This is a genomic window from Mesorhizobium sp. LSHC412B00 (assembly GCF_000503035.1).
Taxonomy (GTDB): Bacteria; Pseudomonadota; Alphaproteobacteria; order Rhizobiales; family Rhizobiaceae; genus Mesorhizobium.
This window is the reverse complement of sequence record NZ_AYWB01000007.1, coordinates 160,434-183,169: the sequence shown is the minus strand read 5'-3', so window position 1 is coordinate 183,169 and position 22,736 is coordinate 160,434. Positions and strand designations below refer to the sequence as shown.

At 63.3% G+C, this 22,736-nt stretch carries 27 protein-coding genes; 15 read left to right on the top strand and 12 right to left on the bottom strand.

Annotated features, from left to right (window positions below; all coding sequences use genetic code 11):
• Positions 1-205: 205 nt before the first annotated feature.
• Positions 206-979, top strand: coding sequence for an IclR family transcriptional regulator (locus tag X757_RS149350; RefSeq protein ID WP_023686553.1), 774 nt, complete (start codon positions 206-208; stop codon positions 977-979).
• Here the strand turns inward: X757_RS149350 and X757_RS149355 are convergent.
• From X757_RS149355 to X757_RS149365, 3 genes are all read right to left on the bottom strand, one after another.
• Complete coding sequence (locus X757_RS149355; protein WP_031251331.1) at positions 966-2,066, bottom strand: OmpA family protein; 1,101 nt, start codon at positions 2,064-2,066, stop codon at positions 966-968. The genes X757_RS149350 and X757_RS149355 overlap by 14 nt on opposite strands.
• A gap of 119 nt (positions 2,067-2,185) precedes the next feature.
• On the bottom strand, positions 2,186-2,725 hold the full coding sequence (locus tag X757_RS149360; protein ID WP_023726468.1) for a GNAT family N-acetyltransferase: 540 nt from the start codon (positions 2,723-2,725) through the stop codon (positions 2,186-2,188).
• Positions 2,726-2,867: 142 nt separating this feature from the next.
• Complete coding sequence (locus X757_RS149365) at positions 2,868-3,098, bottom strand: YdeI/OmpD-associated family protein (protein WP_023669726.1); 231 nt, start codon at positions 3,096-3,098, stop codon at positions 2,868-2,870.
• A gap of 141 nt (positions 3,099-3,239) precedes the next feature.
• On the opposite strand from X757_RS149365, the gene X757_RS149370 reads away from it, so the two are divergent.
• The 4 genes from X757_RS149370 to X757_RS149385 all read left to right on the top strand — a co-directional run bounded on the left by X757_RS149370 (position 3,240) and on the right by X757_RS149385 (position 6,941).
• Entirely contained in the window at positions 3,240-3,695 is a 456-nt protein-coding gene (locus X757_RS149370; protein ID WP_023669727.1) for a DUF2214 family protein, read from the top strand.
• A 178-nt stretch (positions 3,696-3,873) separates the two neighbouring features.
• Entirely contained in the window at positions 3,874-4,851 is a 978-nt protein-coding gene (locus X757_RS149375) for a tripartite tricarboxylate transporter substrate-binding protein (protein WP_023683081.1), read from the top strand.
• 98 nt (positions 4,852-4,949) lie between these two features.
• Positions 4,950-5,423, top strand: coding sequence for a tripartite tricarboxylate transporter TctB family protein (locus X757_RS149380; RefSeq protein WP_023683080.1), 474 nt, complete (start codon positions 4,950-4,952; stop codon positions 5,421-5,423).
• A 9-nt stretch (positions 5,424-5,432) separates the two neighbouring features.
• Positions 5,433-6,941, top strand: coding sequence for a tripartite tricarboxylate transporter permease (locus X757_RS149385; RefSeq protein WP_023683079.1), 1,509 nt, complete (start codon positions 5,433-5,435; stop codon positions 6,939-6,941).
• Here the strand turns inward: X757_RS149385 and nth are convergent.
• Positions 6,901-7,734: an endonuclease III gene (gene nth, locus X757_RS149390; protein WP_023683078.1), complete on the bottom strand. Its 834-nt coding sequence runs from the start codon at positions 7,732-7,734 to the stop codon at positions 6,901-6,903. The two genes, X757_RS149385 and nth, sit on opposite strands and share 41 nt — an antisense overlap.
• Positions 7,735-7,756: 22 nt before the next feature.
• Here nth and X757_RS149395 point away from each other — a divergent pair, with 22 nt between their 5' ends.
• Positions 7,757-8,251 carry a DUF2244 domain-containing protein gene (locus X757_RS149395; protein ID WP_023726467.1) on the top strand — a complete coding sequence of 165 codons (495 nt, stop codon included), beginning with the start codon at positions 7,757-7,759 and terminating at the stop codon, positions 8,249-8,251.
• A 91-nt stretch (positions 8,252-8,342) separates the two neighbouring features.
• Here X757_RS149395 and X757_RS01000000164855 read toward each other — a convergent pair whose 3' ends face one another.
• A complete protein-coding gene (locus tag X757_RS01000000164855; RefSeq protein ID WP_245275069.1) occupies positions 8,343-9,077 on the bottom strand; it encodes a class I SAM-dependent methyltransferase in 735 nt (244 codons plus the stop codon).
• A gap of 115 nt (positions 9,078-9,192) precedes the next feature.
• Between X757_RS01000000164855 and X757_RS149400 the strand changes: the two genes are divergently transcribed.
• The 6 genes from X757_RS149400 (at position 9,193) to X757_RS149425 (ending at position 14,105) form a co-directional block, all read left to right on the top strand.
• Positions 9,193-10,098 (top strand): methylated-DNA--[protein]-cysteine S-methyltransferase, encoded by a 906-nt coding sequence (locus X757_RS149400; protein WP_031192912.1) that lies wholly within the window; start codon positions 9,193-9,195, stop codon positions 10,096-10,098.
• Positions 10,099-10,239: 141 nt separating this feature from the next.
• On the top strand, positions 10,240-11,148 hold the full coding sequence (locus X757_RS149405) for a ribokinase (RefSeq protein ID WP_023726465.1): 909 nt from the start codon (positions 10,240-10,242) through the stop codon (positions 11,146-11,148).
• Positions 11,145-12,605, top strand: a complete 1,461-nt coding sequence (locus X757_RS149410) for an amidase (RefSeq protein ID WP_031251330.1) — start codon at positions 11,145-11,147, stop codon at positions 12,603-12,605. Before X757_RS149405 ends, X757_RS149410 begins: the two co-directional genes overlap by 4 nt.
• A 96-nt stretch (positions 12,606-12,701) precedes the next feature.
• A complete protein-coding gene (locus tag X757_RS149415; RefSeq protein WP_023683073.1) occupies positions 12,702-13,316 on the top strand; it encodes a LysE family translocator in 615 nt (204 codons plus the stop codon).
• A gap of 142 nt (positions 13,317-13,458) precedes the next feature.
• Positions 13,459-13,731 carry a hypothetical protein gene (locus X757_RS149420; RefSeq protein ID WP_245260100.1) on the top strand — a complete coding sequence of 91 codons (273 nt, stop codon included), beginning with the start codon at positions 13,459-13,461 and terminating at the stop codon, positions 13,729-13,731.
• Positions 13,728-14,105: a hypothetical protein gene (locus X757_RS149425; RefSeq protein ID WP_031251329.1), complete on the top strand. Its 378-nt coding sequence runs from the start codon at positions 13,728-13,730 to the stop codon at positions 14,103-14,105. Before X757_RS149420 ends, X757_RS149425 begins: the two co-directional genes overlap by 4 nt.
• A 59-nt stretch (positions 14,106-14,164) precedes the next feature.
• On the opposite strand, the gene X757_RS149430 is transcribed toward X757_RS149425, so the two are convergent.
• The gene (locus tag X757_RS149430) at positions 14,165-15,106 is read right to left on the bottom strand and encodes a nucleoside hydrolase (RefSeq protein ID WP_023726462.1); all 942 of its coding nucleotides are present in this window, start codon (positions 15,104-15,106) and stop codon (positions 14,165-14,167) included.
• Positions 15,107-15,250: 144 nt separating this feature from the next.
• Between X757_RS149430 and X757_RS149435 the strand changes: the two genes are divergently transcribed.
• Together X757_RS149435 and X757_RS149440 are read left to right on the top strand one after the other, a co-directional pair.
• Positions 15,251-15,676, top strand: coding sequence for an Hsp20 family protein (locus X757_RS149435; RefSeq protein WP_023669741.1), 426 nt, complete (start codon positions 15,251-15,253; stop codon positions 15,674-15,676).
• Between the two features lie 65 nt (positions 15,677-15,741).
• The gene (locus X757_RS149440) at positions 15,742-15,999 is read left to right on the top strand and encodes a DUF1150 family protein (protein WP_023683072.1); all 258 of its coding nucleotides are present in this window, start codon (positions 15,742-15,744) and stop codon (positions 15,997-15,999) included.
• A gap of 71 nt (positions 16,000-16,070) precedes the next feature.
• Here the strand turns inward: X757_RS149440 and ptsN are convergent, their stop codons facing one another.
• From ptsN to lptC, 6 genes are all read right to left on the bottom strand, one after another.
• On the bottom strand, positions 16,071-16,535 hold the full coding sequence (gene ptsN, locus X757_RS149445; protein WP_023669743.1) for a PTS IIA-like nitrogen regulatory protein PtsN: 465 nt from the start codon (positions 16,533-16,535) through the stop codon (positions 16,071-16,073).
• A 108-nt stretch (positions 16,536-16,643) separates the two neighbouring features.
• Positions 16,644-17,228, bottom strand: a complete 585-nt coding sequence (gene hpf, locus X757_RS149450) for a ribosome hibernation-promoting factor, HPF/YfiA family (RefSeq protein WP_023683071.1) — start codon at positions 17,226-17,228, stop codon at positions 16,644-16,646.
• Positions 17,229-17,624: 396 nt separating this feature from the next.
• Complete coding sequence (gene rpoN / locus X757_RS149455; RefSeq protein ID WP_023726461.1) at positions 17,625-19,151, bottom strand: RNA polymerase factor sigma-54; 1,527 nt, start codon at positions 19,149-19,151, stop codon at positions 17,625-17,627.
• 214 nt (positions 19,152-19,365) lie between these two features.
• Positions 19,366-20,184: an LPS export ABC transporter ATP-binding protein gene (gene lptB / locus X757_RS149460; protein ID WP_023669746.1), complete on the bottom strand. Its 819-nt coding sequence runs from the start codon at positions 20,182-20,184 to the stop codon at positions 19,366-19,368.
• A complete protein-coding gene (locus X757_RS149465) occupies positions 20,181-20,765 on the bottom strand; it encodes an LptA/OstA family protein (protein ID WP_023683069.1) in 585 nt (194 codons plus the stop codon). The genes lptB and X757_RS149465 overlap by 4 nt, the downstream gene beginning before the upstream one ends.
• Entirely contained in the window at positions 20,752-21,465 is a 714-nt protein-coding gene (gene lptC, locus X757_RS149470) for an LPS export ABC transporter periplasmic protein LptC (RefSeq protein ID WP_023669748.1), read from the bottom strand. Before lptC ends, X757_RS149465 begins: the two co-directional genes overlap by 14 nt.
• Before the next feature lie 295 nt (positions 21,466-21,760).
• On the opposite strand from lptC, the gene sppA reads away from it, so the two are divergent.
• Positions 21,761-22,717: a signal peptide peptidase SppA gene (gene sppA, locus X757_RS149475; RefSeq protein WP_023686570.1), complete on the top strand. Its 957-nt coding sequence runs from the start codon at positions 21,761-21,763 to the stop codon at positions 22,715-22,717.
• The last annotated feature ends 19 nt before the right edge of the window (positions 22,718-22,736 follow it).

The following is a 22,736-nucleotide window of genomic DNA, read 5'->3' as shown; positions in this document are numbered from 1 at the left end:
GGATTCCTCCAAATCACGACACCTCCTCCGGTGCCTGCCAGAAACGTAGCCTGAAAACAGACCCGCTCGGCAAAAATTCATGCCGATTTCGGTACGTTCTGTCAACAGGAACGCTGTTCTACTAGACAGAACCATGGATGTGCGGCACAATCGCTTCGGCCGGCCTTTGTCCGAGCAGGTAAACTGGAATGAAACTGTTCGTGAGATGACCGAAGCGCGATCCCAGCCGTTGCCGGCCGATGGTGTTGCCGCGCTCGACCGCGCGATCGCCATTCTCGACGCGTTCGCGACCGCCGACCGCTCGCTCAGCCTGGCCGAGATCGCGGCGCGCACCGGGCTCTACAAAAGCACCATTTTGAGGCTGGCGAACTCATTGCTGCGCGGGCAGTTGCTGGAGCGGCTCGACGATGGCCGCTACCGCATCGGACCCGCCACCTTTCGGCTTGGCGCGCTTTACCAGCGCTCGGTCGTGGCGGTCGACATCCTGCTGCCGATCATGCGTGATCTTGCCGAACGCAGTTGGGAAAGCGTGGCGTTCTATGTCCGCTCGGGCGACGCCCGCACCTGTCTCTACCGCGTCGAATCCAAGCATCCTATCCGCTACACGATCCGGGAAGGCGACCTGCTGCCGTTGCTCACCGGCTCGGGCGGCCGCGTGCTGGCAGCGTTTTCAGGCCAGCCGGGCGAACCATACGAGACCATCCGCAACGCCTGCCACTATCTGTCGATCGGCGACCGCGACCCTGAGACGGCGGGCGTCTCGGTGCCGGTGTTCGGACCGGGCCGCGTTCTGCTCGGCGCCTTGACGCTCGCCGGCCCGTCGACACGCGTCGATACGGCGTTCCTGCGCCGCATGACACCGGACCTGCTGGAGGCCGCCGCTCGCGCCACCCGCGCCTTCGGCGAGGATGCCTCGATGCTGGAGCAGGCAGCGCGCCTAGCCGGCGCTGAAACCGTGATCGGCCTCAGTTCGCCTTGACCAGCACCACACGGCGGTTCTTGGCGCGGCCGGTTTCGCCGTCATTGCTGGCGACGGGCGCCATCATGCCGGCGCCGGCGGCGGTCAGCCGGCCGCCATCGATGCCGTATTTCGAGACCAGCGCCGCCTTCACCGACTGCGCCCGCCGCGACGACAGATCGATATTGTAGTCGAAGGCGCCCTGGTTGTCGGTATGACCGACGACGATCACCGCCATACCGGGCTCGTTGGTCAGAAGCGTCGAGATCTCCTTCAGCGTCGGTTCCGATTCCGGCTTGATGTCGGCCTTGTCGGTGTCGAAGAAGATGCCGTAGAGCGAGATGGAGCCGGTGGCCGACAGCGAATCCGCCATCTTGGCCGCTTCGACCACCACCATCTTCTTGTCGCGCGCCTTGGGCTCCAGCACCTGAACGACGGCGATGGTGCGGCCGTTGAGTTCCTTGCAGTAGAGGTCGTCGATCAGCGAATAGGCCTGAACAGTGACATAGGCGTCGCCGCCATCCTGCGGCACCTTGGCAGCGAAGAAGCGCTGGTCGTTGATACCGGTGGTTACCGCACAGGCGCCATTGGAAAAGGCCGCGTCCTTGACGTCGCTTTCATGGAAGAAATACATCATCAGGCTCATGTCGCCGCCGCCACCGCTCGACGACCGGTCGGCGGCGCCGCCGCACTCTTCCTTCTTGCATTCGAACAGGACTTCGCCGCCGGCGGCCGCGATCACATCCTGGTAGTTGCGCAGCACTTCGAGCGGGGAGCGCTCGGCCGGCAGCACATAGGCGATGCGGGTCAGCGCGCCTTCGACCTCGGCCTTCATGTCCGGCGCGAACACACGGTTGTTCATCGTGTCACGGGCATCCGGATCGGCGCTCGGCTTCAGCGGCGACAGCGGCACTGTAAAATCGGTATAGGCGAATTTTTCGTAGGAGACGATGAACGACCCCTCATAGCGCTTGGCCAGATGATTGTCGGCACCGCCCTCGATGTCGGCGGTCGGCACCGTCGCATCGGCGCCCGCCAGTTGCACGGCCGCCAGGAGCAGCAGCCCCGCCCAGAAAAGCTTCAGAAATATCGCATTGATCGCACGCATGGTCGGCTCCCCAAAGAGCAATTCCAGGAAAAGTGTGAGCGGTTTTCCCACAGGAATTGCGTAGCTAGATTAGAATAGCCAACCCTAGCAGAACGTGGAAATTGCGTCGATGAAGCGCTTCACACCCGCCGTTCGAGCAGGATCGTCGGCCCATCGTGATAAGTGGTTTCCAGGACCTTGGTGTAGCCGCACTTTGCCGCGACGTTCAACGAGCCGGTGTTTTCCGGATCGATGATGCAGACGGTTCTCGCGCCGGCAAAGGTTTCGTCGCCCCAGGCCAGGGCCCTTCTGACGACTTCGCTGGCAAGACCCTTGCCATGCGCTTGCGGCGCCAGCGCCCAGCCGGCTTCCGGAATGCCCTCGAGCGACGGCTCGATGTCGCGCTTCAGATCGTGGAATCCGGCCTCGCCGATGAAGCGACCGCTGGCCTTGTCCTCGACCGCCCAGAAGCCGTAGCCAAGCAGCGACCACAGGCCGGCATGCCGCAGGAACCGCATCCAGCTTTCCTCCCGCGTCCGCGGCTTGCCGCCGATGAAACGGGTGGTGACGGGGTCGGCCCACATGACAGCATAGTTGTCGAAGTCTTCGATCCGGTGCGCCCGCATGATGGTCCGTTCCGTTTCGAGAACCGGGACGCCGGCTGTTTTTGGACTGCCCATGAAACTCTGCCTCCGTTGACGGTCAGCGCTTAGCAAACCAGCGCGCCCGGACAAGGGCCAAGCCGGATCATCATTCAGCCAGGGAAGCTTCCGAACGGCCTGGCGCGACCAGGCGGTCGAAGCGAACAGCGTCGGCTTACTTTCAGCCGTGCCAGACCATCTTCATGTAGAGCCCACCGCGCCGCAATTCGTCCAGCATCTGGTCGAGCCGCTTCTGCCTGGTGTCGCTGCGTTTGGCGCGGGCGACCCAGCCGAGATAATCGTTCTTCTGGTAGTCCGGCCGCGCCTCGTAGGCCGCTGTCAGTCCTTTTTCGGTCAGGGCGATGCGGATGTCGTCCGGCATCGGGTACAGGGCGCGCTTCAGTCCGGTCATTTCAGAAAACCCCAGCTGTCAGGATGGCGACGCCGATGGTCCAACCCAGATCCGCCTCTGGGAATTCTGCCGAACGATGCTACCTTTCGCAACCGGTCCGGCAAGGGCCGGTCTCGATACCGCCAATGGGAGGAGAACGCCATGGACACCACCGATCTCGTGCTTGCCATTTTCCATCATCTGCTGGTGTTCTCGCTGGCCGGCATCATTGGCGCCGAATTTGTCCTGATCCGCGGCGACCTCTCCGCCGCCACGCTGAAGCGGCTTGCCGGCATCGACCGCCACTACGGCATCCTCGCGATGTCGATCATCATCGTCGGCATCGGCCGCGTCGTCTACGGCCTGAAGGGCTGGGAGTTCTATGTCTACAACTGGGTGTTTTGGACCAAGATGGCGGCATTCGGCATCGTTGGCCTGCTGTCGATCATCCCGACCATCCGCTTCATCTCCTGGAACCGGCAAGCCAGTGCAAATCCCGGCTTTCAGGTGCCGGTTGCGGAACTCGCCTCGGTGAAGACCTATGTGCGCGCCGAAGCCTTCATCTTCCTGCTGATCCCGATCTTCGCGGCGGCGATGGCGCGCGGCTACGATTATTGAAGCAACGCCAACACCAAACCCATCTCCTCCGGGCATACTCCCCACTGATCGCCATGGTTGCGCACGACTGTATTTTGCAGTTTGCGTCAGGCGACAATCTGTTAGCTTGCCTTTGTTGCACCCTCGCTGCCTGACCTGCACAGCGATCGGAGATTGATATCCTGGGAGGAGAATTACGATGAGGAAAATTGTAGCCGCCCTGGCCGCCGCCGCGGCCGTCACGCTTTATTCGTTCACCGCCAGCGCACAGACCTATCCCGAGCGCACCATCACCGTCGTCGTGCCGTTTGCGGCCGGCGGTCCGACCGACACGGTTACGCGGCTCGTCGCCGAAGCCATGTCGAAGGATCTCGGCCAGCAGATCATCGTCGAAAATGTCGGCGGCGCCGGCGGCACGCTGGGCGCCGGCCGCGTCGCCAACGCCGACCCGGATGGCTACACGCTGCTCCTCCATCACATCGGCATGGCGACCAGCGCGACCCTCTACAGAAAACTCGCCTACGACACGCTGAACGCCTTCGAGTATGTCGGCCTCGTCACCGAGGTGCCGATGGCCATCGTCGCCCGCAAGGACCTGGAGCCGGCCGACCTGAAAGGGCTGGTCGAATACGCCAAGACCAACAAGGACACCATCACCGTCGCCAATGCCGGCATCGGCGCCGCCTCGCATCTGTGCGGCATGCTGTTCATGAGCGCCATCGGCACGCCGCTGGTCACCGTGCCCTACAAGGGCACCGGTCCGGCCATGACCGACCTTCTCGGCGGCCAGGTCGACATTATGTGCGACCAGACCACCAACACCACCAAGCAGATCCAGGGCGGCACGATCAAGGCCTATGCCGTCACCACGCCGGAGCGCCTCGACGTGCTGAAGGACGTGCCGACGACCATCGAAGCCGGCCTGCCCGCGGTGCAGGTCGGCATCTGGCACGGCCTCTATGCGCCGAAGGGCACGCCGGCCGAGATCACCGGCCGACTGTCGAAATCGCTCCAGGTCGCGCTGAAGGACCCCAACGTCATCGCCCGCTTCGCCGAACTCGGCACCAAGCCGTCGTCCGAGGCCGACGCGACGCCGGCAGCGCTGAAGGCCAAGCTGGAAGGCGAGATCATGCGCTGGAAGCCGATCATCGAAGCCGCCGGCCAATACGCCGACTGAGGCTTGAACGGGGCGCTGCCGGCGCCCCGTTTTCGCTTCGACGTCCGTTTTCACATTTGCAACGGCAAGCCCGTTGCAAGGGTCAGGGGAGGACCGCCATGAAACCTTTCGCCATCGACAGGGCAAACGGCCTGTGCGCCGCGCTGTTCATCTTTTTCGGCGCCTTTTTCGCGATACAATCGCTCGGCCTCGAAATCGGCACCGCCTTCCGCATGGGACCGGGCTATTTCCCGCTGGTGCTGGCGATCGTGCTGATCGTGCTCGGCGCCATCATCCTCGTCCAGGCGGTGCGCGTCGAGGGCGAGCCGATCGGCCCCATTGCGTGGCGCGGCATGCTGTTCATCCTGCCGGCGCCGATCTTTTTCGGCATGACCGTGCGCGGCCTCGGCTTCGTCCCGTCGATCTTCCTGACGGCGTTGATCGCCTCTTTTGCCAGCGCCCGCATGAAGCCGCTGACGGCACTTCTGCTGTCGGCCGGCCTGACGCTGTTTTCGGTGCTGGTCTTCAGCTACGCGCTCGGGCTGCCATTCCAGCGCTTCGGCCCCTGGTTGCCCCAATGGCTGGCATTGTGAGGCGCTGAGATGGACCTCCTCAGGAACCTCGAACTCGGCTTTTCGACGGCCACCACGCCGGCCAATCTGGGTTTTTGCCTCATCGGCGTTCTGCTCGGCACGCTGATCGGCGTCCTGCCCGGCATCGGCGCCACCGCAACCATCGCCATGCTGCTGCCGATCACCTTCCAGATCGGCGACCCGGTCTCGTCCCTCATCATGCTGGCCGGCATCTACTACGGCGCCCAGTATGGCGGTTCGACCACCGCCATTCTCATCAACATGCCCGGCGAATCCTCCTCGGCCGTGACCGCCATCGACGGCTACCAGATGGCCAGGAACGGTCGCGCCGGGGCGGCTCTGGCGATCGCCGCGATCGGCTCGTTCTTCGCCGGCACGGTGTCGACCTTTCTCGTCGCCGTCTTTGCCCCGCCGCTGACGGCAATAGCCCTGCAATTCGGCGCGGCCGAATATTTTTCGCTGATGATCGTCGGCCTCGTCTCGTCCATCGCGCTCGCCCACGGCTCGATCGTCAAGGCGCTGGCGATGGTCGTGCTCGGCCTGCTGCTCGGCATTGTCGGCACCGACATCTACACCGGCACGCCGCGCTTCACGCTCGGCATCCGCGAATATGCCGACGGGCTGAACTTCGTCGCGGTGGCGGTCGGCGTCTTCGGCGTTGCCGAGATCCTGCGCAATCTCGAAAACGAGCACGAGCGCTCGGTGATGATCAAAAAGGTCTCCGGCCTGATGCCGACCCGCGACGACTTCAAGGCGATGGCCGCGCCCATCGTGCGCGGCACGATCATCGGTTCGGCGCTCGGCATCCTGCCCGGCGGCGGCGCGGTGCTTGCGGCCTTTGCCTCCTACACGGTCGAAAAGCGCGTGTCGAAACACCCGGAGGAGTTCGGCAAGGGCGCCATCGCCGGCGTCGCCGGACCGGAATCGGCCAACAATGCCGGCGCCCAGACCTCCTTCATTCCGATGCTGACGCTGGGCATTCCGGCCAATCCGGTCATGGCGCTGATGATCGGCGCCATGATCATCCAGGGCATCGTGCCCGGCCCCAATGTCGCGATCGAGCAGCCGGCGCTGTTCTGGGGCATCATCGCCTCGATGTGGATCGGCAATCTGATGCTGATCGTGCTGAACCTGCCGCTGATCGGGCTGTGGGTGAAGCTGCTGACGATCCCCTATTATGTGCTCTTCCCGATCATCATGGCGTTCTGCTCGATCGGCGTTTACAGCGTCAACACCAACGCCTTCGATCTCTACGCAGTCGCCTTCTTCGGCCTGCTCGGCTACATCCTGACCAAGCTGCGCTGCGAACCCGCACCCCTGCTGCTCGGCTTCGTGCTCGGCCCGCTGCTCGAGGAAAACCTGCGCCGCGCCATGATCCTGTCGCGCGGCGACCCCTCGACCTTCGTGACGCGGCCGATCAGCGCCGGCCTGCTGCTCGTCGCACTGGCCGTGCTCGTCGTCGTCTTCCTGCCGTCGGTCAAGAAGAAGCGCGAAGAGGTGTTCGTGGAGGAAAGCTAGTTGTCGGGACGCCGGGCGCCGCGATTTCCACGAGCGGCGCCGGCACGTCTGTCGTCTTCACCTCGGCCTTGCAGAGATCGGCGATGACGCAGGCCGGGCAATCGGGCTTGCGCGCCTTGCAGACATAGCGGCCATGCAGGATCAGCCAGTGATGCGCATGGCGCATATACTCGTCCGGGATGATCCGCAGCAGCCCTTGCTCGACCTGTTCGGGCGTCTTGCCTGGCGCCAGGCCGAGGCGGTTGCCGATGCGGAAAATATGGGTGTCGACCGCCATCGTGTGCTGGCCGAACGCCATGTTGAGCACGACATTGGCGGTCTTGCGCCCGACCCCCGGCAGCTTGACCAACTCATCGCGCTCGCTGGGCACCTCGCCGCCGTAATCGCGTATCAGCGCCTCCGAGAGCGCCACGACATTCTTGGCCTTGTTGCGCCAGAGTCCGATGGTGCGGATGTACTCGCCAACCCTGGCTCCGCCCAGCGCCAGCATCTTTTCAGGTGTGTCGGCGACCTTGAACAACGCCCGCGTCGCCTTGTTGACGCCGGCATCGGTCGCCTGCGCCGACAGCACCACGGCCACCAGCAGCGTGAAGGCGTTGACGTGCTCGAGCTCGCCCTTCGGCTCGGGCCGCTGCACCGAAAACCGCCGGAAGATCTCATGCACCTCGGCGGCGCTGTAGAGCGAACGGAGCCGCGCCGGCCGCGGTCGCGGCTTGGCATTCGAGCCGTCGCGCCGCCCGGGCGGCAGTTCACTTTTGGATAGGGAAAGATTTTTGGACTTGGGGCTGGCCATTTCCCTCCTATAATATCCTGGGATGAGCGACACAAACGCCTCGTTTCAGGCCGACGAGCCATTCTTCCAGGCGCTGCTGACACCGCACCGCTCGCTGGGCCGCACCGGCTTTGCCGTGCTGATGGGCGCGCTGCTGTTCGGCTGGGTGGTGACCGGGGCGTTTTTCCTGTCGCGCGGCGCCTGGCCGGTGTTCGCCTTCTTCGGCCTCGACGTCATCGCCGTCTACATCGCCTTCCGCGCCAACTATCGTGCCGCCCGTGCCTGCGAGGAAGTGTCGGTGTCGCGCACCAGCCTCGACATCCGCAAGACGGCGCCCTCGGGAAAGTCGGAAGCGCATCGCTTCAACCCGTTCTGGGCGCGCTTTTCCGTCGCTCGCCATGCCGAGATCGGCATCACCAGGATGACGGTGGAAGCACAAGGACAGAATGTGCCGATCGGGTCATTCCTGGACCCTGACTCCCGCGAGAGTTTTGCCACTGCATTTTCACGTGCTCTGACAAAAGCCAGGACGCGTTAGAGTCGGCGCGTCAGAACCGGTAGCGTAAAATCCTGCCGACCTTGCGCAATGCGGGAATGTGTCTCCAGAGCCCGATGAACAGTTTTGCGGATCAGCTCATATGCGCTGTGCGTTCCGCGCTGTAGGCCGAGATATCGTCGACAAAGCGCAGCTTCGGAACGGCACGCTCCAGTACCTGCGGGTCGTCGATCGCCCAGTGAACCTCGGCGCCCGTCGCCCTGATGGTCGGATTGAGGCGCAGCATCTTCAGGCCGAAGTGGCTGTAGGCGTCGAACATCAGCTCGCCGCCGGCAAGATGCGCGACAAGGCGTGACAGCAGCCGTGGCCCCTCCTCTACCGGGAGATAAGGCGTCAACCCCTCCATCACCACGACGGCCGGACGATTGCTCGGCACTTCTGCCAGCCAGTCTGGGTCGGTTACCGAAGAGCCGACGAGGTGGTAGTGGTCCCGGGACGGGTAAAGCTTGCGCCGGAGCGCGATGACATCCGGAAAATCGACATCGAACCACTCCACGCCTTCGGGTGGATCGACACGGAAAATGCGCGTATCGAGCCCGCAGCCGAGATGCAGCACGATGGCGCCGGGATTTCTGGCGATGAAGTCCTGAACGCGGACATCATACGTCTTGGCCCGGATCGCCAGGCCGATGCCGAGATTGGTGTCGACCTTGAGGCGCGAGAAATCATAGTCGATCTTGCGCACGGCCTCGTCGGCGAAGCGATCCCCGAGCAGCGAATGCGGCAGCCGGCTTTCCAGTGCCTTGCCATAAAGCGTCATCAGCAAGGTCTCCCTTGCTCCGCTCAGATTCACCCTTTCGCCGGCCATTGGCATCTCCCGGGGCGCAATCCAGTATTTATCTGGGAACAGGCGGCAACAAGGCAAGTTTCGGGTGGTTGCAAGGGGCGGAAAGACCGATATTCGCGGTCAAGGAGATATTGCCATGAACGCCCAGATGACCATGAATACGCAGATGAAACCGACAGCGATCCTGCAGCACGACATCACCCCCAACGGCAGCGACTACGAGGTCGTGCGCCGCGCCATCGAGAAGATCAGCCTCGACTATCGCGACCAGCCCTCGCTGGAAGCCTTGGCCGCTGATGTCGGCGAGACACCCACGGGCCTGCAAAAGCTGTTCACCCGCTGGGCCGGCCTGTCGCCAAAAGCCTTCCTGCAGGCGGTCACCCTCGACCATGCCCGCAAACTGCTCGATTCCGGCATGCCGCTCCTCGAAACATCGTTCGAACTCGGCATGTCCGGCCCCGGCCGGCTGCACGATTTGTTCGTCACCCACGAGGCGATGTCGCCGGGCGACTACAAGACGCGCGGCGCTGGCCTGACCATCCGCTACGGCTACCACATCTCGCCCTTCGGCATCGCCCTGATCATGGTCACCGACCGTGGCCTTGCGGGGCTCGCCTTCAACGATCCGGGCGGCGAGCGGGCGGCTTTCGCCGACATGTCGGGCCGCTGGCCGAACGCCACCTATGTCGAGGACATGAGCGCCACCCAGCCCTATGCGGCGCGCATCTTCGATCCGACATTGTGGCGCGCCGACCAGCCGCTGCGCGTGGTGATGATCGGCTCCGACTTCCAGCTGCGCGTCTGGGACGCGCTGCTCAGGATCCCGATGGGCAAGGCCTGCACTTATTCCTCGATCGCCTCCAGGATCGGCGCGCCAAACGCCAGCCGGGCGGTGGGGGCGGCGGTCGGTGCCAACCCATTGTCATTCGTCGTCCCTTGCCATCGGGCGCTGGGCAAGTCCGGCGCACTCACCGGCTACCACTGGGGCCTGACCCGCAAACGCGCCATCCTCGGTTGGGAAGCGGGCCAGACCGCGTCCTGAAGCTGCCCGCATCAAACAACACCGGCGAAATCCCCTCGCCGGTGTTGTTCTTTTTGCGAGCTCCCGGCGCAAAACATCCGCACGCTCTGGCAAGCCGCCGGCTTACAGGTTAGCTTCCCGCGCATTCCGCAGGAGGCTTTCTTGATCATCGTTGTCGGCTCGATCAACCTCGACCTTATCGCCAATGTCGACCGCCTGCCTTCGCCGGGCGAGACGGTCCGCGGCTCCGGCTTCGCCACCGCGCCCGGCGGCAAGGGCGCCAACCAAGCGCTGGCTGCGGCGCGCGCCGGCGCCAAGGTGCGCATGGTCGGCGCCGTCGGCAAGGACAATTTCGCAACCGAAGCCCTGGCTTTGCTCGTGGCCGGCAAGGTCGATCTCTCCGGCGTCGGCCAGAGCTTCGCCTCCACCGGCACGGCGCTGATCCTCGTCGGCGCCGATGGCGAGAATGTCATCGCCGTCGTGCCGGGCGCCAATGATTCGGTGCTGCCCGGCGATCTCGCCAAGGCTTTCCTTGCGAAGGGCGACGTCGTCCTGCTGCAGCACGAGATCCCGCTGCAGACCGTCGATGCAGCGCTTGACGCCGCACGCGCCGCCGGCGCCGTCACCGTGCTCAACACCGCGCCGTTCCGTAGCGAGGCGGCAGCGTTGCTCGGCAAGGCCGATTACGCCGTCGCCAACGAAACCGAATTCGACCTTTACGGCGAGGCGCTGTCGCTGAAAGGCCGCGACCGCCCGGCGCGCATGCGCGACTTCGCCGGCAAAACCGGCCGCACCATCGTCGTCACGCTCGGCGGCGACGGCGTGCTGGCGGCGACCCCGGAGGATTTCCTGACCGTGCCGGCGCTGAAAATCACGCCGGTCGACACGGTCGGGGCCGGCGATACTTTTTGCGGTTATCTCGCTGCCGGGCTGGCGTCCAACCTGCCGCTGGAGCAGGCTCTCACCCGCGCCGCAGCCGCCGGCTCACTCGCCTGCCTGAAGCCCGGCGCCCAGCCGGCCATCCCGCTGGCCGCGGATGTGGACACCGCCCTGCGCAACAACGCCGGATGACTGCCCTGCGCCCTACAACGAAGCACGCCGTGCCCCCCGCCGGCGACATCTGCCGGATGTCCGCTGTCGACCTGGCCGAGGCGATCCGGCTGCGCCGCCTGTCCGTGCGCGAGTTGGTCGCCGCATTCCTCGACCGCATCGACGCGGTAAACCCGCTGGTCAACGCCATCGTCTCGTTGCGCGAGCGCTCCGACATCCTGCGCGAGGCCGACGCGGCGGACGCGCATCTAGCGCAAGGCGGGCCGGCCGGCTCGCTGTTCGGCCTGCCGATGGCGATAAAAGACCTCGCCATGACGAGCGGCTTGAGGACCAGTTTCGGCTCGCCGATCTTCGCCGATTTCGTGCCGCAGGAGGATGATTTCTTCGTCGAGCGCATCCGCAAGGCCGGCGCCATCATCATCGGCAAGACCAATGTTCCCGAATTCGGGCTGGGATCCAACACCTACAACAACGTGTTCGGCCCGACGCTGAACGCCTTCGATCCGGCGCTCACCGCAGGCGGGTCGAGCGGCGGCGCTGCGGTCGCCCTTGCACTCGACATGGTTCCGGTCGCCGACGGCAGCGATTTCGGCGGCTCGCTGCGCAATCCGGCGGCGTGGAACAATGTCTATGGCTTCCGCCCGTCGCAGGGCCTTGTCCCCGGAGGGCCGGACCTGGAAGTCTTTCATGCTCAGATGGGCATAGACGGGCCGATGGGCCGCAGCATCAGCGACATGGCGCTGCTGCTCGATGTGCAGGCGGGCTACCATCCGCATGCGCCCTTGTCCTGGGAAAAGCCTGGTTCATTCCTCGAAGGGCTGGCAACGCCGGCAAGCGGCGGCCGCGTCGGCTGGCTCGGTGATCTCGGCGGTCACCTGCCGGTGGAGCCTGGCATCCTCGATCTGTGCGAGGCCGCACTCGGCCGCTTCGCGGAGGCATCCTTCCTGACCGAGCCCTTGCTGCCGGATTTCGATTTCGAGGCACTGTGGCAAGCCTTCGTGACGCTGCGGCAGGCGAGCAGCGGCTCGGCGCTGAAAGTCCATTATGACGACCCGCACAAGCGCGCCCTGCTGAAGCCGGAAGCCGTCTGGGAGGTGGAGAACGCCATGCGGCTGACGGCGCCGCAGATCCGCGCGGCCTCGGTCATCCGCACCTCCTGGCACCGGACGCTGCTGTCGCTGTTCGAGCACTTCGATCTCATCGCGCTGCCGACGGCGCAGGTCTTTCCTTTCGAAGTCGGCACGCATTGGCCAAGTGAGGTCGCCGGACGGACGATGGACAGCTACCATCGCTGGATGCAGGTTTCGGCCTTCGCCACGCTCGGCGGCTGTCCGGCGCTCAACGTGCCCGTCGGCTTCGACGACAAAGGCCGCCCCTTGGGCATGCAACTGATCGGCCGGCCGCGCGGCGACCTCGCCGTGCTCAGGGCCGGAGCGGCCTATGAGGCGACCTTGCCTTGGCAGGCTGGGGCGTCCTGACGCGAGGGGCGGCCGGTCTGCGACCGGCTTGCACCAGCCCCGCCGCCATGCATTGATTGCAGCCAGCCGCCTAAGCGCATCCTCGAGGAAATCCCCATGTCGCTGGAACTCTACGCCGCCTATGTCCTTGCCTGCATCGTCATCATCCTGGTGCCCGGTCCGACTGTGACGCTGATCATCGCCAACAGCATCCGCCATGGCTACCGCGCCGGGCTTGCCAATGTCGCCGGCACGCAGGCCGGGCTTGCCATCATGATCGCCATCGTCGGCATCGGCCTCAACACGCTGATCGCGGGCATGGGCCACTGGTTCGAATGGGTGCGTCTGATCGGCGCCGCCTATCTGATCTGGATGGGCGTGCAGATGTTCCGCGCCAAGGGCACGCTGAACGGCGACGGCACGGCGAGAAAGCCGCGTGGCGGCTTCTTCCTGCAGGGTCTGCTGGTGGCGCTCAGCAACCCCAAGACCCTGGTGTTCTTCGGCGCCTTCTTCCCGCAATTTATCGCCCCGCAGGGCAATTACACGCTACAGATCGTCGTCATGGGCCTCACCGCGATGATCTTTGCCGCCGTCTCGGATTCCACCTATGCGCTCGCCGCCAGCCGCGCCGGACGCCTGCTCTCGGCCAGCCGCATCAAGCTGATGTCCAGGATCAGCGGCAGCTTTCTGGTCGGCGGCGGCCTGTGGCTGGCGTTTTCCAAGGCGAAGTGACGACCGCCAACGGTCGTTCCCAACGGAGCCGGTACGTGAAGCCTGATTGAAAGTCAGCTTTCGCGCCACCACATGAATCCGCGTTAGGGGATTCACGTCGATGTCATGGACTTACGCTGGCATAAAAAGGAACGCGCCCGGCGTGATTCTGACCGCCGCCCTGTTCGCGGTGATGGTTCCTTCGGCTCTCTACAAATGGACGAATGATGCGAGCGCTATCCGGTCAGTCGAGCCAATCGACGCAACAGTCAAAAGCGCCCATTCGGACCACGACCGCACCCTTTATCTGGTTGCTCTCGAAACCGGTTCGTCCATTCTTGTCGATGACGATCGTCCGCATCTGATCGGTGCGCCGGCAAAGTTGGAGCGCGTCACGCGTGATAATGGCTTCGTCTTCTACCGGTTTCCAGAATGACCCGCCTTGCACAAGCACGCTTGGCTCTCGCCTTGCCAATTCTGCGAGAAAACGTCTGGGGCATCGCTTTTGCTGCCGTGCTGCTTGGCGCGTGCATTTTTGCAATCATGAGGCCTGCCGCCGGACACAGCAGCCCGATCATCAGCCTGGGACGGGCGACAGGCACGGTTGTCAGTGTTCTCGATGCCTCGCCGAACCCAAAGGGCTGGATCAACGGTGGGTTTCGTTACCTGTATGGTATCCGTCTCAGCGAAAACGACCTGATTTTCGTATACGGCGATGCGGAAACACCACGAGCCATGGGTTCGCAAGTTCCGGTCGAGCAACAGCATAGGCAGGATGGCAGCGAAACCTATCGGCTGCTCGACGAGTAAGCAGCCGATATCGCCCAGAGGCGCTAGGCCCTGGGCGAACGATCTGCGTCAAGGCAGGCTTAAAGCCGCCCCAGCCTCTCCACCAGCAGCGCAAAAAAGGCGTCATGGTCGATGTCGCGCATCACCATGGCGTTCTTCGGCCGCTTGGTCACGCCCCACCAGTCGATGACGGTCATGCCCATGGTGAGCTCGGAGGTGGTTTCCACGGTGACGTTGCAGTTGCGGCCCTTGAACAGCTCCGGCTTCAACAGATAGGCGATGACGCACGGGTCGTGCAGCGGGCCGCCATCGGTGCCGTATTTCTCCTCGTCGAAGCGCTCGAAGAACTCCAGCATCTCGGCCGTCGCGGTGCCGACCCGGGTGCCGAGCTGGCGGATGGCCTGCGTGCGCTTGGCCGTGGTCAGCGCCTTGTGGGTGACGTCGAGCGGCATCATGACGATCGGAATGCCGGATTTGAACACCAGGTCGGCCGCTTGCGGATCGACATAGATGTTGAACTCGGCGGTCGGCGTGACATTGCCGCCTTCGAAGAAACCGCCGCCCATCAGCACGATTTCCTTGATGCGCGGCGCGATCTTCGGCTCGCGGATCAGCGCCAGCGCGACATTGGTGAGCGGGCCGAGCGCGCACAGCGTGATCGTGCCGGCCTCTTCCTTCATCAGCGTCTCGACGAGGAAATCGACGGCATACTGGCCCTGCAGCTTCATCTTCGGATCGGGCAGTTGCGGGCCGTTGAGGCCGGTCTTGCCATGCACTTCTTCGGCGGTGACCAGTTCGCGCGCCAGCGGGCGGATGGCGCCGGCATAGACCTTGATGTCGGGCCGGCCGGCCAGTTCGCAGATCTTCCTGGCGTTCTTCTCGGTCAATTTCAGCGGCACGTTGCCGGCAACAGCGGAGATGCCGACGATTTCCAGCTCGGCGCTGCCGAGCGCCAGCAATATGGCAACGGCATCGTCCTGGCCGGGATCCGTGTCGATGATGATCTTGCGGGTCTGGGGCATTTCATTTCCTTATGCGGGGGAGTCTTTTTGGCGGGGGCGTTCGGCGGCTTGAACTTGGCCGCGGCGCGGACCATATCAAGACCATCGGGAAAAATGCCATCCGGGTTTTTCCAGTTTATGTCGCTCCAAAGAGGACAGTGTAACATGAGCCGAATGACGCCCTTCTCCAGCCCGCTTCTCCTTGGTTTCGATGCCATGGAAAAGACCCTGGAACGACTGGCGAAATCCGGTGACAGTTATCCTCCCTACAACATCGAGCGCCTCAGCGGTGCTGACGGCAAGGCCGAAAGGCTGCGCATTACGCTGGCTGTCGCGGGTTTCGCCGAAAGCGATCTCGATGTCACCACGGAGGAAAACCAGTTGGTCGTGCGCGGCCGTCAAACCGACGACACCGAGCGCGAATTCCTCCACCGCGGCATCGCCGCGCGCCAGTTCCAGCGCTGTTTCGTGCTGGCCGACGGCATGCGGGTGATCGCAGCGGAACTGAAGAACGGCCTTTTGTCGATCGATCTCGATCGGCCGGATACCGAACGGCTGGTACGGAAAATAAATATATCGGTGAAAGACTGATTCTCACCGATGGCTCTCATGCGGGATGGCCTTGAGCGGCGTCCTCGCGCCAAGGAGGCTTTGAAATGACCAGAACTGACGAAACCATCACCATGACCAGCGGCGAATTCGCCCATCTCGGCGAAGGCTCGGTCGCTTACCTCCGCAAGGTCTCGAGCGACGAACTGCTCGGCCGCTTCCCCAATCTCGGCGAAATCGCGCCTGGAATGGTGCTGTGGGCCCTGTTTGCCGCCAACGGCCAGCCGATCCTGCTTTCGGATGCGAAAGACCGGGCTTTGGCCGGCGCCATGGAAAACGACCTGACCACTGTCGCCATTCACTAAGGCGACTGCTGGCGGTTGAAATGGAGAGGGCCGCCTTCGGCGGCCCCTGGAAGACTTAAATCCGAAGAACTTCAGGCGGCGTGCGAGGCCTGCGTGTCCGACAGCAGCGCGTGGATGGCGACCGCGTCGCGCGTGCCCCTGATCTTGGCCACCGTATCGGCGTCGCGCAACACCCTGGCGATGCGCGACAGTGCCTTGAGATGATCGGCGCCGGCGCCTTCCGGGGCCAGCAGCAAAAACACCAGATCGACCGGCTGGTCATCCAGCGCCTCGAAATCGACCGGCGTCTCCAGCCGGGCAAAGACGCCGGCGATGCGCTTCACCCCGGCGAGCTTGCCGTGCGGAATGGCAATGCCGTTGCCGACGCCGGTGGAGCCCAGCCGTTCGCGCTGCAGGATGGTGTCGAACACTTCGCGCTCCGGAATGCCGGAAATCGCCGCCGCTCTCTCGGACAGCAACTGCAAAAGCTGCTTTTTGGAGTTCGCCTTCAACGCCGGCAAGATCGCCGGAACGTTGAGAAGATCGCTCAGATCCATATTTGAAATCCCTTATTCGCCTGCCGTCGCCAGTCCTCGCCCCTCGCGCGGCTGGCTATTATCCCTGTGCGACCATTGTCGTCACCTGTGCGACCATTGTCGTTGTCGTCACGCCTGTGCGACTTTGGTCGTCGACGGGTCGATCCAGCCGATATTTCCGTCCGGCCGCCGATAGACGATGTTGAGGTGGTCGTTTCCGGCGTTGCGGAATACGAAAACCGGGCTGTCCTTGGTGTCGAGTTCGATAACCGCCGACGCCACCGACATGGTCTGCAGCGTCATGGTTGATTCGGCGACGATGGCCGGGGCGTAGTCCTCCGGAATGTCCTCATCGTCATCGGTCAGCGGCGCCATCACCGTATAGGCGATGTCGGTGATTTCACCATTTCCAGTGCCTGAATTGTGCGATTTCAGACGGCGTTTGTAGCGCCGCAGCCTGGTTTCGAGGCGGTCCGCGGCCGCCTCGAAGGCAAGTGTCGGATCCTGGGAATCGCCGGTTGCCTGCAGCGAAGCGCCGGAATCCAGCCTGATCATGCAATCGGCCGAGTAACGCGACCCCGATTTGATGACCGTGACGTGCCCTGAAAAACCGCGATCGAAATATTTTCCAATCGCCTCGCCGACACGATCGGTAATGCGCGTACGCAACGCATCGCCGATATCCATGTGTTTACCCGATATGCGCAATTTCATCTGAAAACTGACCTTCCTTGCTCAGGCTTCAAACTGGCCAGAGTTTATACTCGTGATCCGTGCGCACAAGCTTTGCGGCGTCAACTCGCGCCGATTTTAGATCCGAACTTTCCGGTTGATCACAATCCGCCTTCTTGGCCGTCCCGTGGCCTTCATCGTGACGGACCATCCGCATGCGGGCCGCGAGCCCGTCTCATGCGGGCGGGCTTCTAGACACTTCATTGCAGCTTGTCAATTAATGCATGTCGCCCAGAAGTGCGCTGCGGTTCTGGGACAACGACATGCATCAAAACAAGACTTAAAGCGCGTCGCATGAATCCGTTTCAGCGCGACGCGCTTTAAGGTCGAAAGTTGTGGAAATCCAACCATAGCAAAAGCCTTGCCGGGCAAGCAGAGCTAGCGCCCCGCGCTTGCCAGAGCGCGCTTTTCACGCCGCCGCTGCACCGAGGAGGGAATATTCATACCCTCCCGGTACTTGGCCACCGTGCGCCGGGCAATATCGACGCCGCTTTCCTTCAACATATCGACGATTGCGTCATCGGACAGCACATCGGCGGGCTTTTCCTCGTCGATCAGCTGCTTGATGCGGTCGCGCACCGCTTCCGAGGAATGCGCATCACCGCCGCCCGACGCCGCGATCGAAGCCGTGAAGAAATAACGCAGCTCGAACACGCCACGCGGAGTCAGCATGTATTTGTTGGCCGTCACCCGGCTGACGGTCGATTCATGCATGCCGATGGCATCGGCCACCGTGCGCAGGTTGAGCGGCCTGAGCTGGCGCACACCATGGACGAGAAAAGCGTCCTGCTGGCGCACGATTTCCGACGCCACTTTCAGGATCGTCTTTGCCCGCTGGTCGAGACTGCGCGTCAGCCAGTTGGCATTCTGCAGGCATTCGGCCAGGAAATCCTTCTCCGCCTGATTCTTCGCATGCGGCGAGACCTGGGCGAAATAGATGTGATCGACAAGCACGCGCGGCAGCGTCTCGGCATTGAGCTCGACCGTCCAGCTACCGTCATTGGCGGCGCGGACTTCGACATCGGCGACGATGGCGTCGCTGGCGCCTCCTGAAAATGCCGTGCCCGGACGCGGATCGAGCGCGCGGATTTCGGCCAACATGTCGAGGAGATCCTCCTCGTCGACCCCGCAAAGCCGCTTCAGCGTCTGGAAATCGCGCCGCGCCAACAGTTCGAGGTTGCCGACCAGCATCTTCATCGCCGGATCGAGACGATCACGCATGGCAAGCTGCAGCGACAGGCATTCGGCAAGGTCGCGCGCAAACAGGCCGACCGGCTCGAATGTGTGGCAGGCTGCCAGCACATTGGCTACCATCGCCTGATCGGCGCCGAGCCGTTTGGCGATCTCGGCGGGATCGGCGCGCAGATAGCCGGCCTCGTCCAGGCCGTCGGCCAGTTCGGCTGCGATCAGCCTTGCGGCCGGATCGGCAAAGGCAAGCGCGATCTGCTCGCCGACATGCTGGCGCAGCGTGATCGCCGCGGCGGCCATGTCGCCGACGTCGAAGCCTTCGGAAGAACCGGACGAACCATTGCCGGTGGCCGACTTCCACTGCGCCGTCAGGTCCGGACCGAGCCGCTCGCTTGTGCCGGGATCGTCGGGGAACAGATTTTCCAGCGAGCTGTCGAGCTTGTCGGAGATCGCTTCGGCGCTCCACGCCGTCTCGTTTTCGAACCAGTCGCCATCGGCGGCAGGCTCAGGAGCGGCATCGCCCTTCTGCACCTGGTCGCTTGCGGCGTCATCCTGGGGCTCGGCGCGCTCCAGCAGCGGATTGCGCTCGATCTCGTCGTCGATGAAGTGGTCGAGCTCGACATGGGTGAGCTGCAACAGCCTGATCGACTGCATCAGCTGCGGCGTCATCACCAGCGACTGGGATTGTCGTAGCTGTAGTTTCGCCGCCAACGCCATGGTTCGGTTTCAAACGCCCTTCTGCACCCGGAAGCCTACACATCAGAAGCTGCCGGAAAATGAATTTTTCCGACCTTCCATAGAAACTGGCCCGGCTTTTGCTTGTCAAGGCGAACGATGGCAAAAGGCCCCTACCGAAGCATTATCTCACGCAAAATCGGAGAAAAAAGCCCGGCGGGGCGGCAAAAATCACGTCAGGAAACAAATTTCACGCTCAGAGCGTGAAACCTTCGCCGAGGTAGAGCCGGCGCACATCGGGGTTCGCCACCACCTCGTCGGCACGGCCATGAGTCAGCACCTGGCCGGCATGGATGATGTAGGCGCGGTCGATGAGGCCGAGCGTTTCGCGCACATTGTGGTCGGTAATCAGCACGCCGATGCCGCGCGCCGTTAGATGACGAACCAGCTGCTGGATGTCGGCGACGGCAATCGGGTCGATGCCGGCGAACGGCTCGTCGAGCAGCATGTAGGCCGGGCGCGTCGCCAAAGCTCGGGCGATCTCAAGACGCCGCCGCTCGCCACCCGACAGCGACATGGACGGCGACTTCCGCAGATGGCTGATGTGAAATTCCTCGAGCAGTTCGTCGAGATTGCGCTCGCGCACCTTGCGGTCCTTCTCAACCACTTCGAGCACGGCGCGGATGTTCTGCTCGACATTCAGGCCGCGGAAGATCGAGGCTTCCTGCGGCAAATAGCCGATGCCGAGGCGGGCGCGGCGGTACATCGGCATCGAGGTGACGTCGAAACCGTCGATCTCGATCGTGCCCTCATCGACCGGCACCAAGCCGGTGACCATGTAGAAACAGGTGGTCTTGCCGGCGCCGTTCGGCCCGAGCAGCCCGACAGCCTCGCCGGCGCGCACGCCGATGGTGACACCGCTGACCACCTTGCGGCCCTTGTAGCTCTTGGTCAGACCCTTGGCGATCAGGGTGCCCTTGAACTTCGAGGAATCAACGGTGACTGTGGCCGGTGCTGCAAGTTTACTGGCCGCCCGTCCCGGAAGGCGGGTCAGCAGCGAAGACACGCCAGTCATTCGGGCTTCGGGGCCTCGGATTTCGGTGGCGGCGTCATCGACATGATGACGCGCCCGCCGCAGCCATCGACCTGAGCAAGGCCGCTTTTCATCTGCACGGTGAGCTTGCAGCCCTTGAGGACGTTGGGTCCTTGGGACAAGACGACCTCCTTGCCCGACAGAACAAGCACCTGCGTCTTCATGTCGAACGTGGCGTTGTCGCCGGTGGCGATCTGGTCATTCGACTTGATGTAGACTTTGTTCTTGACCACCAGATGGTCGATATTGGCCGAACCGGTCATCGCCGAAGCGCCGGCGGCAGCACCTTTGGCGGCGTTGGGGTCCTTGACGTAGTAGACCTCCATGCTGCCGGCCTTGAGCAGCGTTGGCCCTTGCGTGACGGTGACGTTGCCGCTGAACAGCGCCATGCTGTCGGCCTGGCGGACCTCAAGTTTGTCGCTCTCGATCTGGATCGGCTGGTCGCCCGACAGTTTGAGCCCGGACTGGCTGCTGGCGCTGGACTGAGCCCAGGACGGCGCCATACCCAGCAACAGCAAGGCCGAAGCTGCGGCGACAAGCCGTGCCGAATTACTGGGACGCATTCGTTTCTCCGCTCTTTGCCTCTGCCGCCTTCATAGTGGCCGGATCGATGTGAACGCTTACCTTGTTCTCGAAAACGATGACCTTGCCATTGTCTTCGACCGACATTGAACCCGCGGTGATCCGCGAGCCGTTACGGCTGACATCGACCGCATCACCTGTCTTCATAGAGCCTTTGCCCATATCGAGGAAGACCGATTTGAAGATGGCAGCGACGCCGTCGGTGGTGGTGACGGTAACGTCGCTGGTCATGTCCATCGTGTTGGCGTTTCTGTTGTAGATCCCGCGCTTGGCGTCGACGGTCGCCACATTGTCGGCCGTCAGCGGCAATTTGGCATGGATGCCTTCGAGTTCGATGATGTCCTGCTTGCCGACATCCTGGATGGCGCGCAAGGCCGTCAGCGAATAGGGCAGCTTGTCCTTGGTGAAGCCGTTGAGCTTCGGATTGGCCATCACCAGCTTGCCATCCGCGAAAGCGGTGCCGTCTGCCTGTATCGAAATGTTGATCGGCGCCGCCAGATAGGAATAGACCGGAAACGCAACCGCGATCCCGGCGGCAAGCACCGGGACGGCAAACTTAAGCACGCGCACGCGGCGCGAGTGGCGCTGGGCGCGGTCGAAGGCGTCGCCGCGCGTGCCCGCTGGCGCCGTGGGCGCCAAGGCCGCATCGGCATTGGTCGGTTCGTTCGATCGCGCAAGCATGACTGACTTCTAATAAACCCTTGTCCGCCAAAACACCTGCTATAGGTGGGTTGCCGGCCCCCGCAAGCAAGCACAAGCGGAGGAAAACCGCAAAAATGTGACGGCCGCTGTTTTACAGACGGAACTCAGGCGACACAATTTCGTCACTTCATAGCAGAAACGAACGCGCCGCGTCATTTTTTCCTGAAATGCCTCCGTCGTGAAGGTCGCTTCGTCGCAGGCTCTTGAGGAAGAGGTAGCCGGGCGCGGACGCTTGCTTTAAAAGCATCGCTTCCCACCGACTGTGAGGCAGACCATGGCACTGAGAGCCGACGACCTGATCGACCGCCGCCGCTTGCGGCGCAAGCTGACCTTCTGGCGCGGCGCCGCCATTGCCATCGTGGCCCTTGGGGTGATTGCGCTTGCAAGCTGGTTCTATGGGGGCGACCTCGGCGGTTCTTCCGTCGACCACATCGCCAAGGTCAGGATCGAAGGCACCATCACCGAGGACGAGGAACTGATCAAGCGGCTGGAAACCATCCGCACATCCCCGCAGGTCAAGGGCGTCATCCTGGCGATCGATTCGCCCGGAGGCACCACGGTCGGCGGCGAATCGATCTACGAGGAGGTGCGCAAGCTTGCCGCCGACAAGCCGGTGGTGGCCGAGGTCGGCACGCTGGCCGCATCGGCCGGCTACATGATCGCCAGTGCCAGCGACCATATCGTTGCCCGCAAGACGTCGATCGTCGGCTCGATCGGTGTGCTCATCCAGTATCCCGATGTCAGCGGTCTGATGGACAAGGTCGGCATCAAGCTCGAGGAAGTGAAATCCTCCCCGCTGAAGGCATCGCCCTCGCCCTTCAAACCGACCAATGAAGACGAGCGAGCCATGGTCCGCAAGCTCATCCTCGATAGCTATGACTGGTTCGTCGGCATCGTCGCCGAGCGCCGCAAAATGACCCGCGATCAGGCACTGGCCCTTGCCGACGGCTCGATCTTCACCGGCCGCCAGGGCCTTGCCAACGGTCTGATCGACGCTGTCGGCGGCGAGAGCGTGGCGATCGACTGGCTGGCGACCAAGGGTGTCGACGCCAAGCTCAAGGTGGTGGAATGGAAGGACACCGAGCGGCGTGGCGGCTTCCTGTTCTCGAAAGCAATAGCGCGCAGCGTCGGCAGCGCGCTCGGCCTGTCGGAGGCCGGCAGCGACGTGCTTCACGAAATTGGCGCGGACCGCTTGTTTCTTGACGGTCTCGTTTCCGTCTGGCACCCTTGATCTGCCGGTTGGGGCGAGT